This is a genomic window from Paenibacillus sp. FSL R7-0179, assembly GCF_038002265.1.
Taxonomy (GTDB): Bacteria; Bacillota; Bacilli; order Paenibacillales; family Paenibacillaceae; genus Paenibacillus_AQ.
Genome location: NZ_JBBOCC010000002.1, coordinates 1,729,931 through 1,746,182, shown reverse-complemented (window position 1 = coordinate 1,746,182; position 16,252 = coordinate 1,729,931). Strand labels below are relative to the sequence as shown.

The following is a 16,252-nucleotide window of genomic DNA, read 5'->3' as shown; positions in this document are numbered from 1 at the left end:
AGCTCCAAGTCAATGACACATTTTATCGCTTGACTTGGATTCGGCTCCAAGTTATACAATGAGCACCATTCACCACTTCACATGTAGAGGAGCAACCACTATGAAACCATCGCATCCCCATAACATAGCGCTAATCACCGGAGCCAATCACGGCATCGGGCTGGCCCTGACCCATAGACTTCTGAATGAAGGCTGGGCGGTCATTGCGCTGATCCGCTCTGCTTTTGCAGAAGATGACCCGCTTACCCGGCAGGCACTCAGCAGCAGACAACTTCGAATCTATAAGGCGGATTTAAGCGACTTCGGGCAATTGCGGAGTGCCCTGCAGGAGATTAACCATCATGAAGCGCACATTGACATTCTGTTCAATAATGCCGGGGGCAGCTTCCCCGAATTATTCTTGTCCAAGCAAGGGCGTGAGCTGCATTATGAGCTGCAGACGGTGGTTCCGTATATCATTACGATGGAGCTGAAGCCCCTCTTGCTGAAAAGCAGGCTCCGCACGGTCGTGAATACGTCCTCCAATGCATTTATGATGAAGCGCAGCTTCGACCCGGAATCTCTGGAGCACCCGGCGAAATTCCAGATGCTGACCGGCCCTTATGCCGACACCAAGCGCGCGTTGTCCTTGTGGACAGAAGCGGCGGCCCCGGCACTTGCGGCGGAGGGCATCCTGATCCGCAGCGCTGATCCCGGAGGCAACAATACCCTTCGCAGCGGCAAAAAATCCGGTATCCCGTTATGGTTAAAACCCATTACACGGCTGTTCTTCCCTGAGCCTACCCATGGGGCAGGCCTGCTGTATCAGGCGGCACTGGGTGAACACAGCGGCAAATCCGGTGTCTTCCTGATCAAGAATCAGGTCAAACCGCTGAAATTCACAGAGCATAGCAGCCGTATCCTTAAGGATGTCCGGGCCATTTACGAGCAGGAATACCTTCAATCCGGCGGCACCTGATTGCTGCTGCCAGTGATAAGGCTGCAATTGGCACGCGACGCGATCAAGCCACAGCTCCCGGTACGGAGGGCTGTGGCTTGAAGATGCGCTGCATTTATTTTATGCCATACGCCATTCCAATTCTGTTCATAGCAGCTCCGCCACTCGTCCGAATTCCCGCAGCAGCCGCAAATTCTCAATCACGATATGCCCCTTCCACCAGTTCTCACTAATAGCAAACTCACGTTCATATCCTTCCCAGCTCCAGGTCAGCTCCCAGACACCTGCGGTATTTCGGGTCTCCAGCAGATAATCCAGCTCCTGGTGCAGCAGTCCGCCCAGTTCAGCGTATCCGGGACTATGCGGCGAATGGATGAACGCTGACGGCCGGCAGCCATACCCGTTCCAATTCCCCTCATCGCGGCTGATTAGCCGTGCGCTCTGTACCTTGAAGGCTTCTTGCAGCTCCACATAGGGGAAGTGCTCCTGCAGCCCCGCCCAGGTGATGCAATGCAGCAGCGTGTCCACACATTTCAGCGGGTGCATCTCAATCTCAGGATCACGCAGGAAAAGCTCCGTCAGCTCACGGGCAATCTCCAGTCCGGTGGCATACAACCCGCTATCCTGCGGAGCAGCCTTCAGAATGAATCCGGCCAGAATAGCCGTCGGGTTATAGATACTGTGGGAAGTACTGTCTGAGCTTGTATGCCACCAGGGGGCATGAGGATAATCGTTATTGGAAGCTACGACATTCCTCCATGTGCGGCCTTCCATATCCGCGCCGCTGCCCAAATATTTCAGAATTCCCTGCACCAGCGGATGCCCGGCCTCTGTGAATTCCAGCTCCAGCAGCCGCTCCACCGCCGTAGCGGTCTGGATGGGCGTGGAATTCGGATTCCACGCGTCCGCTTCCAGGGCATGGCCGAAGCCCCCATCCTCATTTTGATAGGCGGACAGTGCTTCCAGCACCTGCGCAGCACCGCCGCCCTCAAAGTGAAATCTCCAACGTGCCAGGTCCAGCGGACGGGCATTACGGTACATCCAGCGTCTGATTTCTTCGTACTCCTCCAGCAGCAGCTTCATATACACTCTCCTTATGCCTTGGGTAGCAATATAGACTGAACATCTTTTATTATGTTATGGGATGGCCGTGACTCCAGAGAATTTTTGGCCCAGGTTCAGTCTATATTGTTATCTTTCCTACTATTCTAGTAGTTTTCCAGTATAATACAAGGGAATAGACACTATTTAGGAGGAAGTATATGACAGAAGATTTCTATTGTGACGAAGTATTGAGCGGCAGAACAGAAGTTAACAAAGTCATCGAAACGGACAATATTTTAGCATACCATCATACCAGACCCTTTTACCCTGTTCATATTGTAGCCATTCCCAAACGGCATATCTCTTCCCTATTAACCATTCAGGTGGAAGAACACGAGCTGCTGATTGAGCTAATTGGCATAATTCAGCAGGTTGCAGCCCAGGTAACTGAAGAATACGGAGCATGCAGAGTGATTACTAATCCTGGTAATTATCAGGACTCAAAACATCTGCACTGGCATATCTGCTATGGGGAACCACTGAGATAGTTGTCAATTTCTATATGTGAAACACCTTGGAGGGAAAATAGTTCTTCCATAATAATCGGCTAATCATCAAGTAACATGATGCGCACCATCTGCTTGGACCTCGTCTGCAAGCGGAATTCTCAACGTGACTGTCGTCCCCTGATCCGGCACACTCTCTACCTGCAGCCCGTACCCGTAATGGATCATCAGACGCCGCTGGATATTGGCCAGGCCTACGCCCGTTTGCGGCCCGTCTTGCTTCAGCAGACCGGATACCTGTTCAGGGGACATGCCAACCCCGTCATCCTCCACACGGATTACAGCCTGGCTCCTCTCCTGCTTAATGCTCAGGCGGACGATTCCGCCCTCCATTTTGCACATAATGCCATGGCGGATCGCATTCTCCACCAGCGGCTGGATCACCAGCACCGGCACCATCAGCTCCATGCGCTCATCCACCTCATACTCCAACCGCAGCCTGTCCCGGAATCGCTCCTGCTCAATAGCCACATAAGCCCTTACCGTGGACAGCTCGCTGGCCAGCGGCGTGAATCCGTCACTCTGTTCAAAGTTGAAGCTCCCGCGCAAATAATCGGACAGATGGTACAAGAGCTCCTTGGAGCGCTGGGGGTGCTTGGTACTTAGGGCAATAATCGTACTGAGGGAATTGAACAGGAAGTGAGGCTTAATCTGTGCCTGCAAAAAAGACAGCTCCGCCGCGATCCGGTTACTGACCGACTCCTTCAGCTGTACCAGCGTCTTGACCCGCGACTTCAGTTCCAGCGCCTCAAAAGGCTTCGCCAGATAATCATTCGCTCCCGCGGCGAAGCCTGCCTGCAGATCCTCCGGCCGGGCCTTGGCGGTCAGCATCAGCACAGGCATGTCCAGCATTCCGTATCTGATCCGCAGCCTCTTGAGCACCTCGTACCCTGACATTCTCGGCATCATCACATCCAGAATGATGAGGTCATAATGGCGTTCTCGCTCAAGCGCTTCTAATGCGGACACCCCGTCTGTTACGGCGGTTACTGAATATCCGTCATACTTCAAAATACTGAATAATGCCGCCAGGCTCGCCGGATCATCCTCCACTGCCAATATGGAGCGGGTCTGGGTATTCCTGGCCTCCGCCTCAGTGAATGCAGCATGATGCTGGAGCAGTGCAGGCCGTACCTCTCTCTGCTTTCGGTTTCCTTTCTCAGCAGGCAGCCTGCTGAGCGGAAGGGTGAAGCTGAACCGGCTGCCCTTTTCCTGCTCCGAGCTGACCTGAATCTCACCGCCATGCAGCTCTATCAGTGTCCGGGCGATGGACAGCCCGAGCCCTGTTCCTCCGGCTTCCCGGGTCTCGCTGGAATCAATCTGGTAGAACGGCTTGAAAATGTCCTCCAGCCGGTCCTCCGCAATCCCGCTGCCCGTATCCTCTACCCAGATTTCGATCCGGTTCTGTCCCAGCACAGCACCTGTCGTAATCGAGCCCTGCCGGGTGAACTTGGCGGCATTGCCGATCAGATTGTACATAATCTGGTACAGCCGGTCCTCGTCAGCATAGACGGGCGGCAGAGATTCCGGGATCTGATTGAGGAAGGCAATCTCACCGCTGTTATGAAGCTGCCTGATCATAGTCAGCGAGGCCTCGGCAACCGAGTGCAAGTCGATAGGACGTTGCTTCAGCTTCAGCTTGCCGCTTCTCATGACAGCAGCATCCAGAATATCATTGATCAGGCTGTCCAGTCTCCGGGCCTCGGATACAACCGTATGGAGATTATACCTCTGCGCTTCATCCAGCTCCTCCCTCCCGCTCTCCAGCAAGGAGCTGGTAATATTAATAATGCCGTTCAGCGGCGTGCGCAGCTCATGCGACGTATTGGCCAGCAGCTGATCCTTCATCCGGTCGAGCTCCACCAGCTCTTTGTAGACCTGCTCATTCTGGAGGTTAATATATACAATCAGCAGGGAGAAGGCTAGAGCAATCCAGACCACACTTATTCCGTAGAACATACTCTGCAGCAACCCGGCAATAATGGCCGGAACGGCCGCGAACAGCAGAGCGCGGAATTCCTGCGGCGGGATATGCTTACGCTTCAGCACCATAAGCACCAGATAATACAGCAGATAAATATAGCACATCCCGGGCATCAGCAGAAAATAATCCCCACGGTGGTATACATGCTCCCCGTCTACATAGAATAGATAGCCTCCGGATAAGCTGGCCACGGACAGCAGCGTGTTCACCGCCAGCGGCAGGCAGACAATGACCGCAGTGATCCGGCTCATGCCCCGCTGCTCATTCCGGCGGATGACGGCATCCAGGTAGAAAATCCACAGTGCCTCGGGTAGCGGATTAAGAATATAGAATAGACAGATTATATAAGGCAGCAGCCTTCCGGCAACCGCCGACTCTGTGCCTGTAACGATGTTAATGGTCATCTCCAGCAGCAGCAGCACGGTATTCGCCAGTAACAGGCCCAGAAAGATACTTCTCAGCTCCGATTTCTGCTTGTTGCGGATGAACATATGGAAGGTGATAATGATTGTAATCACCAGACCGATCACAGCGGTCTGAACATAATATAGCAGCGGCACTCCAGCACTCTCCCGGCATTTGTAATCTGACTGAAGCTAGAATAACAGAATCTATTCAGGCAGGAAACCGGAAATTTTCTGTAAGCTGCAAAATGTAAGGTTTCCGGGTGGAAAGATATTTTGCCGGGTATACATATATATTAAAGGATTTGGCTAACATGGTAGCCTACTCATATATTGATCAAGGAGGATTCTATGAACAGCACTTCCGCCAGTAGAAGAAGCACTTTCAAGTTCATCAAGCAGCTATGGTTGAAAATCAACGACGACGACGTCCAGGGAATTGCCGCCCAGCTGACTTATTATCTGATTCTGTCCCTGTTTCCTTTTCTGATCTTCATCATGACCCTGATCGGCTATGCGAATATCTCCCTGGAGAAAAATATAGAGCAGTTGGAGCAGATCATGCCCGCCGAAGCCATCTCTATAATAGAAGAGATTCTGCACGATGTATCCGCCGGGCGCAGTCAGGCGCTGTTATCCTTCGGGATGCTGGCTACGCTGTGGGCCGCCTCCAAGGGGATCAATGCCATCATTAAGGGGCTTAACCGTGCCTATGAGATTGATGAGAGCAGAGTCTTCTGGAAAATCCGGGGGATCGCCCTGCTCGCTACCTTGACGATCGGGTTCGTCGTACTGCTCAGCATTCTGCTGCTGGTTCTCGGAAGCTGGCTTAAGACGCAAGTCTTCCTGCTGGTTGATCTCCCCTATGGATTCCACAAGCTCTGGGATCTGCTGCAATATCTGGTTCCGCTGCTCGTAATGTTCATCGTCTTCACCCTGCTGTACTGGATCGCTCCCAGCAGGAGATTGGCGCTGCGGGAGGTCATGCCCGGTGCGCTGTTCTCCACCATCGGCTGGATTTCGACCTCGATCCTGTTCTCCGTATACGTCAATCAATTCAGTGACTTCTCCAAAACCTACGGCAGCCTCGGTGGCGTAACCGTGCTGCTCATCTGGCTGTATATCAGCTCTTTTATCATCCTGGCCGGAGGCGAGATCAACGCCGTGCTGCTGAACCGCAAGGTGAAGAGTATGCCCTTCAGCTCGCTCAAAGGAACGAAGCTGCCATGAACACCTCCTTGAAGCGGTGCTAAGTCCCGTTCATGCAGACGGAGAGCAATGACATATTTGCATATATGCTAAACTAGTACTGTATCAAACTTAATAGTATGAAAAAGAAAAATCGGTTAACGTTTTTCTAAAAAGAGGAAAATACTCATGCGAAGCACCCAATATCCCTTGCGCTTAACAGGAGAAGAACGTTCCGCTCTGCGAACCTTTGTATCCCAAGGAAAGCATTCGGCCAAAGCCATCCGACGAGCTTACATTTTGCTAGAGGCCGATGAGGATCGTCCGGGAGGCTCCTTAAAAGAATTTGAGATCGCCCAACATTTACAGGTCCACCCCAATACGATCTACAAGGTGCGAAAAACGTATGCCGAGCTGGGATGGGAAGCGACGGTTCAGCGAAAGAAAAGGATAACCTCTCCGAATCCCCCTAAAATCACCGGAGAAGTGGAGGCAAAGATTATTGCACTCAGTTGTAGTACGCCTCCTGCGGGGCGAAGTAGGTGGTCGCTCAGTCTGTTGGCACAAAAAGCAGTCGAACTCCATTATATTGACAGCATTTCTCACGAGACGGTCAGACACGTGTTAAAAAAACGAACTTAAACCCCATCTTCGGAAATGCCGGTGCATTCCTCCAGAGCAAAATGCGGCCTTTGTCGCCGCCATGGAAGACGTTCTGGACGTGTACCAACAACCGTATGACCCGCATTGTCCGGTCATCTGTATGGACGAGAAGCCGTACCAGCTTTTGGATGAACCCCAACAACCAATTCCCATGAAGCCTGCTAAAGTGGAACGAGAGGACAGTGAATACCTCCGCAAGGGACATGTAGAATCTTCATTTTTACGGAGTCCTTAGCTGGATGGAGACATGTAAACGTACGTGAACGTCGAACCCGAGTCGATTGGGCGCAAGAGGTGCGTGAGTTGCTAGAAATTCACTATCCCGAAGCTCCAACGGTCAAGCTGGTCATGGATAACCTGAATACACACAGTATGGCTTCGCTTTACCAAGCTTTTGATCCAGAGACTGCGCGTTCGCTCACCAAACGATTGGAGATTCACTACACGCCCAAGCATGGGAGCTGGTTAAATATCGCAGAAATCGAGCTCAGCGTCCTGTAAGGCCAGTGTTTAGGTCGTCGGATTCCAGGCATCGTCCAATTATCTAAAGAACTTTCTGCTTGGGAGCAAGGACGCAATCAACGCCAAAAAGGAGTCGATTGGCAATTCACCACCAAAGACGCTCGAGTCAAATTAAAGCGCCTTTACCCACAGTTTAAAGATTGATGGAGTACTAGGAATAAATGTACCCAGCCCAAACAGCCGTTCCTCCCTGATTAGAGAATCTCTAATTAGGGAGGAACGGCTATAGGTCTGTCACGGTGGAATAAGTTTCCACTGAGGAGGAATTGGAGCTGTAGAAGCAAAAGCAGACAAGTAAGTTCGCTTAAGAATGCCGCGAAAAGCTACAGGCTATTGATGCTCCGATCTCGCCAGCTTTCTTCCAATGAAATGAAGAAATTGAAGAAATGGCATAAACAAGAGGATAACAACCAAGCTGAAATACAAAATATCCGGGAACAAAAACAGATCATTACGAATGAAATAATCAATACTTAGAACACCGTACGGAAGAAGCAAAAGCACACTCGTTGCCACGCCTGGCGTCCATCTTCTCAAAAACAACGACACCCCTATGTGAAAGAAGGAGTGCAGGAATAAGCCAAGGCTAAGCACCATATATAGAAGATAAAATTGATACTCATAAGCCAGGAATGCTGCGGCCGAAAATAGGACAAACAACACTCCCACCGCTGCTGAGAATTGTGACCCCGTGAGAGAGGACATTTTATCCACTCTGGATTTGGCGAAACCGGGAATCTTCTTGTATATTTGTTCCTTGTTCCTCTGAACCCATCCGGGAATAGGAATGATCTCTTCAAAATCATGAATCATAAATATGATTGGGAGCAGCCATAAAATAGCAGTGTCACTAATCAGCTGATTCATTACATTCTCCTCCCTGCGGTCAAAGTCCCAAGCCTCCGCCGGATTTGCTCGTGGGGATACTTCTTCGTTTCAAGAATCCGGACCAGATATTCCAAGACCTTATCTCTGTCCGCAGCGTCCGGTGAATACCCCCGTGCTTCATACGTCCTTTTCATCTTACTCATTTCTCTATAAGGTATTATCACACCTTCTTCATATTCCTCCTGATTGTAATTTCTGTTCCTCACAGATACCGCGATCCCCATACAAAGTGAAATAAAATGAGCATCGTTCTGCCGGTATAATTCACTGCTCATATATTGGAGCAGCAGCGTGCGATCCTCGGCAACATCGAAAGCTAAGCTTCTGATAGCGGGTGCCGATTGACGGAGCAAATTGCGCAGAACCGTCTTTGGCCCAATTTCAACGGCAACCGTAATTCCGCTGCTTTGCAGGAACCGCATGGTGCTGGACCATAATACGGGGGATACAACCTGATCAGGTAAGGAATGTCTGATTTCTTCCACCGAGCTATAAGGACTCGCCTTGAGGTTCGAAACAATTTCCCACTTGGGCATGCGGATAATAAGAGACCGCATCTCTTCCGCCAGTCGGTCTCTGGCTGGCAGCAATATCTTGCTGTGAGCGGGCAAGCTTACCGGGAGCCGCTTATAGTGGATTCCACGTCTGTCCAGAACGTCTAAAGCCTCCTCCAGCTTCTTCTTATGCCCCGAGATTACAGTCTGTTGATCGGTATTGTAGTTGGACGGTTGAATGAACTGACCGGGCTCGGAAACTAAAGCGCATAACTCTTCAACCATAAGGGGACTAACGCCTGTGACGGCAGCCATTCCTCCCTCCACCTCTGCGCAGGCTTCCTCCATAAATTGCCCTCGTCTGGCAATCAGCCTGACTGCATCAGAGAATTCGAGTGCACCCGCGCAGGTCAAAGCTGAATATTCTCCCAGACTGTGTCCGGCAGAAACAGCCGGTTGAATGCCCACCTTCTCCTCGTAGACTTTGAACATGGCAACACTGTTCGCCAGTACTGCGAGCTGGGTGTTGCGGCTGCCGTCCAGTGCAGCCGTTTCTTCCGTGCATAATTTTTTCACATCTACTCCAGACCAGTCACTGGCTTCTTCATAGACTGTAGCAGCTTCCCGGCAAGTGCCGATCCATTCTTTTCCCATCCCATTGTACTGTGAACCTTGCCCTGGAAACAGAAGCGCAAGCTTGTTCATCGCTAAGCCACCTTTGCAAACAATATACTCTTACACAATCCCCTCTAAACTTCTTGCCATGATTTGGACATTAGGCTCGTTCAGCATTGAATAATGCGTGCCGGGAATGGGGTATACGCAGAAATCTGCAGACAGTCTTCCCCATTCGGCCAGATCCATTCCGTGTTGTAAATTAATGTTCAATATCTCTAGTATTTCTCTGGGCTGAGGCTGCTGTGCCTGGAAGAAATGCAGCCGCCCGTTATACATTTCCTGCGGATTATGAGTTCTCAATGCGTTGTGGTTACTGACCCACACCTGGAAGAAATGCATAATCTCCTCATCGGGCAGCAGGCTCAACTGAGTTGAATATTTCTTCAAATAGCCGACAATACCCGCAATATCCTCCCGGGGCTGCGTGATTACGCGAACAGACGGAGCCCCCACATCCTCTCCAATGTTATCGTTTGGAAAGTACAAGGAAGCTATAATTGGGAATGCCTCGAGAAATTTCTCATCGGTCATGACCATGTTATTAAAATAAGCTTTAGGTGGATGACTGTCGAACAACAGCAGCTCCTCCACCGAATCCCCGGTCCGCTGCAATTGCAGCGACATTTCGAAGGCAACATTCCCTCCGTAGGAGTGCCCCCCTAGAAGGTACGGCCCCTGAGGATACAGGCGCTTAATTAATTTAATATATTCGGCCGCTGTCTCCTCAATGCATTCCTTCTTCTCACCCGCCCGTTCTGCGGGCATCCCCACCTGGATCGCGAATATATTACGGTTGCAGTTTAATTCCTGAACCAGCGCCTTGTACACCATCACCGTTCCTCCCGCAGGATGGATCAGAAAGACCGGAGGATGGGCATCATCACCAATTCTGAGCCTCACGACACGCTCATCCGGCTCACCGGTTTCTGCGGGTTGAACATCCCCGCCCTTAAGCTTGGACAGCAATTGTTGGACCTGAGTTCCAAGAGTAGGCTCTGCTATGAACCTGGACAATGACAGCTGAACTCCGAATTCCTGACTTATTTGAGATTGAATCTGAATAGCCCGGAATGAATCCCCACCGGCCATAAAAAAATCAGTATCCATATTTATTTGTTCCACAGGGAGATGCCGGCGCCAAATTTCCACAAGTCTGGAGGTGACCTCCTCCGGCGATCTGCCGCCTGCCTCATTAGATACTGTGATACCAGGCCCGGTTTGTGGCTTGGCTTCGATCCAGTGACGCGTCCGTTCGAAGCTGTATGTGGCTAGGGACACTCTTTTAGCCTCAAGTCCTTCATAGTACTTCTCCCAATCTATAGCTATACCGCTGCACCATAACGCTCCAACCGTCTCCATGATGCTTTGGAACAGCGAATACTCCGATACATCATCCTCCTGGATTCCGGCGATCTGATGCACCTGATCTGCGGCTTCCTTATTTAACTCCATACAGCCGATATGGAGGAGATGTCCAGCTCTATGGTTGCCGTCATATAACTCAATTGCGGATTTAATATCAGCGTCTGTGCCGCGTCCGGATGATGCCGGGTCCTCCAGCAGGATGTCCAGCACATCCTCCGCTCCGATCTGGCCAAGCAGTACCTTGATCGCATAGTGTCCATCATCTGTGTAAGCGTAAGTATTCGGCATCAATCCAAACTCGGTAATAATTCCAGAGAGAAGCGACAGGTTGCAGATATAAGAGGCCGTTCTCCCGGCAGCCTGTTTGGTTAGCCAAGCTGGCTGCTTTGTGCAGATCCTTCCAGCCGCGCAATCCAGCAAGTCGTTACAAGTCAGTCCATACCGGCTTAGAATATCCGTGCTGGCCAACAGGCTGCCAGCAAAGGACCCTCCGCAGTCAGAGATATGAGGATACAGCTTGTCTAACATCTCAAAATCCATATCGGAAACAAGCAAGGTCAAAGGAAGTGTCCGGGCTGGGGACTTCGTTATCTCCGTAGTCGAGCCGAGCTTAGTCTTCAGCTCCTCCAAATTTCCGCAGACAATTGCCCGGCGGTATTTAAAGAGCTTTCGTCCAGTGGCAAGTGTACACGCAACATCAGCCAACGGATAGCCGTTTTTTTTCAGCTGGTTTAGCAGTTTGTCCGTGTAGCTGATCAATGAGGTTTCTGTTTTGGCCGACAACGGCACCAGATACAGCGGCCGCTCCTTTCCCTTCATACGCTCCGGCACATACTCCTCCAGAATGATATGGCAGTTAGTCCCCCCGAGTCCGAAGGAACTGACGCCCGCAAACCGGTTTCCCTCGCTCTCCCATTCCTCACACTCCGTGTTAATATAGAACGGGCTTTTCTCCAGGTTTAATTCCGGATTAGGGGATAGAAAATTTACGGTCGGCACCATTCTCCTGTTACGCAGCATCATAGCCACTTTAATTAAGCCGACAACGCCTGCAGCCACGTCCAGGTGTCCTATTGAAGATTTGACGGACCCCAAAGCGCAAAAGGCCTTATGATCAGTATATTCTGCATACACCTGACAAAGAGCAGACAGTTCCACCGGGTCTCCAAGCCGTGTGCCAGTTCCATGAGCTTCCACATAGCTGATATCCTCTGGACGGACACCGGATAAATTAATCGCATCCCGGATCGTCTGGATCTGGCCCTCAACTCCCGGAGCTGTAAACCCGACTTTATGTAATCCATCGTTTCTCACCGCGCTGGATTTGATTACGGCATAGATAGAATCCCCTTCTCGGACTGCATCCTCATAGCGCTTCAGAATCACAACCCCGACTCCGTTTCCGGTTACCGTGCCGTTCGCATTTTCGTCAAATGCCCGGCATATCCCATCGGGTGACAAAATTCCGCCTTCGCTGAACTCATACCCTACCCGTTGTGACGATCTGACCGTAACGCCGCCAGCCGCCGCCATAGTACATTCTCCATTCAGCAAGCTTTGAATTGCCATATGCACAGCAACCAAAGAACTTGAGCATGCAGTCTGAACGGTCATGCTGGGGCCCGTTAAGCCCAGCTTGTATGATACCCGAGTGGAAAGAAAGTCCTTTTCGTTCCCAATCAGCAACGGATGAATACCCAGCTTATCCATAAGACCGCGATTCGGCAGCAGGTTGCGGTACAAGTATGTATTAGTGCTGGAGCTCCCGAACATCCCGATGATCCCCGGATACCTCCCCGGGATATTCCCGGAGTCCTCAAGGGCATTCCAGACAGCTTCCAGGAATATAAGGTGCTGCGGGTCTGAAATGTCGGCCTCGGATGAGGACATGTCAAAAAAGGTGTTGTCGAATTCCTCGATCTCCTCCAGAATTCCGCCAGCATTTACATAGTTGCTTTTAGTAAATGATACTTCCCCCTCCCGAGCCATTTCCTCGGTGGTGAAGAACTGTATGCTTTCTCTGCCTTGCTTCAGGTTGTCCCAGAATTCATCCAAATTCCCCGCATCGGGTACCCGGCAGGACATTCCGATAATCGCTATATCGAAGCTATTATCCTTATCCAAAGTTAGTAACACTCCCCTCTACGGTTTGACTCTCCGATTCATCGCATGTTTTCTTAACTGCTGTTTGTCAATTATGCCGGCAGCCGAGGGCAACGTCTGGTCATCCTTATGCCTTGACTGTATGCTCTCGATATGCCCAGCCTGCTCCGCTACGGTAGAATATTGGAAGAGGTCTGCTATGCTGATATCTGCACATAATTGATCTTTAATGCGATTATGCAATTCCACTACAAGAATAGAATTCCCGCCCATGTCAAAAAACGCCTGGTCTATTCCCACCTGATCCAATGACAGAACTTCTTCCCACAAGCAGGCAAGCTTAAGTTGCAGCTCGGTCTCAGGGACAGCAGTACTGTTTGACTCCAAAATCCCGTAGACAACGGGTGGAAGGGCCGTGCGGTCTATTTTGCCATTTGCGTTCAGTGGAAACTCTTCAACAGCCAGAAAAGCGGATGGAATCATATAATCTGGCAATTTGCCCTTCAGAAACTTGCGAAGCGTCCCGGAATTAAATAGCTCTTGGCCCTGCCAAATCACATAAGCCACAATTTTTTTGTCTTCATCGCGGCTGCCGTCTACCAGAACTACAGCATCCTTGATTCCGGTAAAAGCGAGGATTCTGGACCGGATTTCCCCGAGTTCAATCCGGAAGCCTCTAATTTTGACCTGTGAGTCCCGTCTTCCCAAATATTCGATATCTCCGTTCGGCAGATATCTTCCCATATCACCTGAACGATACAGGCGATTGCCGGAAATTCCGCCTATGAAATCATTAATAAATCTCTCCGCGGTCAGTTCAGGGCGATTGAAGTATCCCTTGGATACTCCTGCGCCTCCGACATAAATTTCCCCGTGAACACCAGGCGGAACCAAATTCCGATAATCATCAAGCAGATAAATCTGCAAATCGGGAATTGGTTCTCCTATATAACTTCCGGTGGCGAACTCGGTATCATCCATAACGACGGGTCTGTAAGTAACATGGACTGTGGTTTCGGTAATTCCGTACATGTTGACCAATGCTGGTTCTTTGTCCCCATGACACTCAAACCAAGGTCTCAGACTCTGGAGATCAAGCGCTTCTCCTCCAAAAATGACATACCTCAAGGCCAATGGATATTCTTGATGCAGGCTCTGGTCCACATTCATCAGCTGCTTGAATGCAGACGGTGTCTGATTCAGCACCGTAACGCCTTCCGAGCTCAACAATCTATAAAAAGCATGGGGCTCTCTGGTGACGTAGTAAGGAACAACAACGAGCTTGCCTCCATACAATAAAGCCCCGAAAATTTCCCAAACCGAGAAGTCAAAGCTGAATGAATGGAAGAGTGTCCAAGTATCCCGTTCGTCAAAGATGTACCACTGTTTGGTTGAAGTAAACAAGCGGACGGCATTGCGGTGGCTGACCATAACGCCCTTCGGCTTTCCGGTCGAGCCGGACGTATAAATAATATAAGCGGTGTTATCAGCAGTTACATCATGGTTAGGCTCTGGCATCTCCGCCGGTTCCGGCACATTCCAATCTCCATCTGCATACAATATGTCCGTCTCGCCAGCTAGAATATGGGTAGCCAACCCCCGCTCGGTGATCATAACAGCAGGTTGAATATCCTGTATGATCTCGGCAATCCGTTCCGGAGGGGCTTGATGATGAATGGGGACGTAAGTCCCTCCTGCTTTAAGAACAGCCAGAATGGCCACGATCATATCTAGCGAGGGCTGCACCATCAAGGGCACCTTCACTTCGGGTCCGACACCCTTCGCCTGTAAACAAGCAGCCAGAATGGAAGATTTCAGATTTAACTCACTGTAGGTAATCTCCTCCTGCCCGCACACTACCGCTGTTCTTGTCGGGAATTGCTCCGCCATCTTGTGAATCCGGTTATGCAATGTTTCTTCTTCTGTAGACTTCGTGGCAGGATAGTTCCAGACGTTCAGGATTTTCTCCCGTTCTTCCTTAGTAATTATGGGATAGGCACCTATCTCCAGTTCCGGTTTATCCAGCACCTCCGAGATGAGCTGAACATAATGAAGAGCCATGCGCTGAACGGTCTCTTCCTTGAACAATGCAGACTGGTAGTGAAACTGCCCTGACAGCGAGCCTTCGACTTCCTCCAGGTACAGGGAAAGCTCATACTGGGAAGCTTGTACTGGCACAGGAACGGGATGCAGGACTAGACTCCCTAATTGAATAATCGGTCTCTCTTCCGCATAAAGAAAGCGCCCCGACCGGTTCGAGGATGTCGGCTTCTCGTACGTCAAGGAAACCTGGAAGACAGGCGTCCGGTTGCCGTTACGTTGACCCTGCAGCTCCCGGACAATATTAAAGAAGGGAATATCTCCATGGGTCAAACCCTCCATAGAAATTTGCTTCACATAAGCAACCAATTCCGGAAAAGAGAGGCTGCTGTCAGCGTCAATCCGGAGCGGAAGCATATTGACTAAATACCCTATCGTATCTTTGAACCTGGCACTGCTTCTGCCGGTTGTCGGCGATCCGATGATGATATCCCTCTGTCCCGAATATTTCTGGAGAAGCATGTAATAGAAAGCAAGCATAATTACATAAACTGTAGCTTCATGGGCCCCCGCTAGTCTTCTGACTCCATCTACCATCTTTGGACTCAGCTCGAAGGAGCAGGATTGGCCTCTGTAATCTGTATGCTCTCCTCTTGGATAGTCCGTTGGAAGATCCATGCATGGCAGTAAACCGTTTAATGTTTCTTTCCAGTAATTCAAGGAATGGCGGCCTTCCTTGGATGCCAGCAATCTCCCTTGCCATTTGGCAAACTCTCTGTAAAACACCCCGGAGGTGCCTGGAGCTGCCTTTCCATGCTCAACCAGACTTGTATAGATCAACCCGAGCTCGTTCAACAAAATACCCTGGCTCCAATAATCCATCGCTATGTGGTGTATGGATACCAGCAGCCTGCCCTGTCCCTCCGCCTTTTCAAAAAAATCAACTCTCATTACTTTGCCGTTCTCCAAATCAAAGGGATGTTTGGATCGCTCGTGAACCAGCTGGTCAATCGTTTCTTCCTCCAGATCAAATACCTCATGCACCATCCAGAATTCTTCCCCGTTCATCACCTGCTGGACAACTTTGAAGGGGCCTCCGGTATTCTCCCGGTATCCGGTGTGCAGGATAGGGTGCTTGTCCCGCAAAATGCGGAAAGATTCCCGCAAAAGGTCGATCCGGATCTGATTATCAATCAGCGAACAAAAGTTTAAGTGGTACGCGCAAGAGTCTGGAGAGAGCCGATATTGTAAAAACAATCCTTCCTGCCCTTTGGAGACAGGAATAGAGTCTCCGGTTAGACCCAGTTTATCTCTCAATATAGCTTTAGCAAGCTGGAGTTTCTGTGTTCTTTCGAGGGTCTGTTCCATTTTTTCCT

The 16,252-nt window shown here is 50.4% G+C and carries 9 protein-coding genes and 1 pseudogene; 4 read left to right on the top strand and 6 right to left on the bottom strand.

What is annotated here, in order from left to right; genetic code table 11:
- Window positions 1-100: 100 nt before the first annotated feature.
- The gene (locus tag MKX63_RS23995; RefSeq protein ID WP_341020586.1) at window positions 101-958 is read left to right on the top strand and encodes an SDR family NAD(P)-dependent oxidoreductase; all 858 of its coding nucleotides are present in this window, start codon (window positions 101-103) and stop codon (window positions 956-958) included.
- Between the two features lie 126 nt (window positions 959-1,084).
- Here MKX63_RS23995 and MKX63_RS23990 read toward each other — a convergent pair whose 3' ends face one another.
- Window positions 1,085-2,020 carry a hypothetical protein gene (locus tag MKX63_RS23990; protein WP_341020584.1) on the bottom strand — a complete coding sequence of 312 codons (936 nt, stop codon included), beginning with the start codon at window positions 2,018-2,020 and terminating at the stop codon, window positions 1,085-1,087.
- A 179-nt stretch (window positions 2,021-2,199) separates the two neighbouring features.
- Here MKX63_RS23990 and MKX63_RS23985 point away from each other — a divergent pair, with 179 nt between their 5' ends.
- The gene (locus MKX63_RS23985; RefSeq protein ID WP_341020582.1) at window positions 2,200-2,529 is read left to right on the top strand and encodes an HIT domain-containing protein; all 330 of its coding nucleotides are present in this window, start codon (window positions 2,200-2,202) and stop codon (window positions 2,527-2,529) included.
- A 66-nt stretch (window positions 2,530-2,595) separates the two neighbouring features.
- On the opposite strand, the gene MKX63_RS23980 is transcribed toward MKX63_RS23985, so the two are convergent.
- Window positions 2,596-5,091, bottom strand: a complete 2,496-nt coding sequence (locus MKX63_RS23980) for an ATP-binding response regulator (RefSeq protein ID WP_341020580.1) — start codon at window positions 5,089-5,091, stop codon at window positions 2,596-2,598.
- Window positions 5,092-5,286: 195 nt separating this feature from the next.
- On the opposite strand from MKX63_RS23980, the gene MKX63_RS23975 reads away from it, so the two are divergent.
- Together MKX63_RS23975 and MKX63_RS23970 are read left to right on the top strand one after the other, a co-directional pair.
- Window positions 5,287-6,165: a YihY/virulence factor BrkB family protein gene (locus MKX63_RS23975; protein ID WP_341020579.1), complete on the top strand. Its 879-nt coding sequence runs from the start codon at window positions 5,287-5,289 to the stop codon at window positions 6,163-6,165.
- A 147-nt stretch (window positions 6,166-6,312) separates the two neighbouring features.
- A pseudogene (locus MKX63_RS23970) lies at window positions 6,313-7,452 on the top strand (IS630 family transposase).
- Between the two features lie 186 nt (window positions 7,453-7,638).
- Here MKX63_RS23970 and MKX63_RS23965 read toward each other — a convergent pair.
- The 4 genes from MKX63_RS23965 to MKX63_RS23950 are packed head-to-tail and all read right to left on the bottom strand — an operon-like array spanning window position 7,639 to window position 16,244.
- Window positions 7,639-8,175 (bottom strand): HXXEE domain-containing protein, encoded by a 537-nt coding sequence (locus MKX63_RS23965; RefSeq protein WP_341020577.1) that lies wholly within the window; start codon window positions 8,173-8,175, stop codon window positions 7,639-7,641.
- Window positions 8,175-9,395, bottom strand: coding sequence for an ACP S-malonyltransferase (locus MKX63_RS23960; protein WP_341020576.1), 1,221 nt, complete (start codon window positions 9,393-9,395; stop codon window positions 8,175-8,177). The genes MKX63_RS23965 and MKX63_RS23960 overlap by 1 nt, the downstream gene beginning before the upstream one ends.
- A 30-nt stretch (window positions 9,396-9,425) precedes the next feature.
- Window positions 9,426-12,857, bottom strand: a complete 3,432-nt coding sequence (locus MKX63_RS23955; RefSeq protein WP_341020575.1) for a type I polyketide synthase — start codon at window positions 12,855-12,857, stop codon at window positions 9,426-9,428.
- Between the two features lie 18 nt (window positions 12,858-12,875).
- Entirely contained in the window at window positions 12,876-16,244 is a 3,369-nt protein-coding gene (locus MKX63_RS23950) for a non-ribosomal peptide synthetase (RefSeq protein WP_341020573.1), read from the bottom strand.
- Window positions 16,245-16,252 lie beyond the last annotated feature (8 nt).

Coding starts and splice junctions, on each gene's coding strand:
- MKX63_RS23995 (WP_341020586.1), top strand. CDS start 101: ATGAAACCATCGCATCCCCATAACATAGCGCTAATCACCGGAGCCAAT.
- MKX63_RS23990 (WP_341020584.1), bottom strand. CDS start 2,020: ATGAAGCTGCTGCTGGAGGAGTACGAAGAAATCAGACGCTGGATGTAC.
- MKX63_RS23985 (WP_341020582.1), top strand. CDS start 2,200: ATGACAGAAGATTTCTATTGTGACGAAGTATTGAGCGGCAGAACAGAA.
- MKX63_RS23975 (WP_341020579.1), top strand. CDS start 5,287: ATGAACAGCACTTCCGCCAGTAGAAGAAGCACTTTCAAGTTCATCAAG.
- MKX63_RS23965 (WP_341020577.1), bottom strand. CDS start 8,175: ATGAATCAGCTGATTAGTGACACTGCTATTTTATGGCTGCTCCCAATC.
- MKX63_RS23960 (WP_341020576.1), bottom strand. CDS start 9,395: ATGAACAAGCTTGCGCTTCTGTTTCCAGGGCAAGGTTCACAGTACAAT.
- MKX63_RS23950 (WP_341020573.1), bottom strand. CDS start 16,244: ATGGAACAGACCCTCGAAAGAACACAGAAACTCCAGCTTGCTAAAGCT.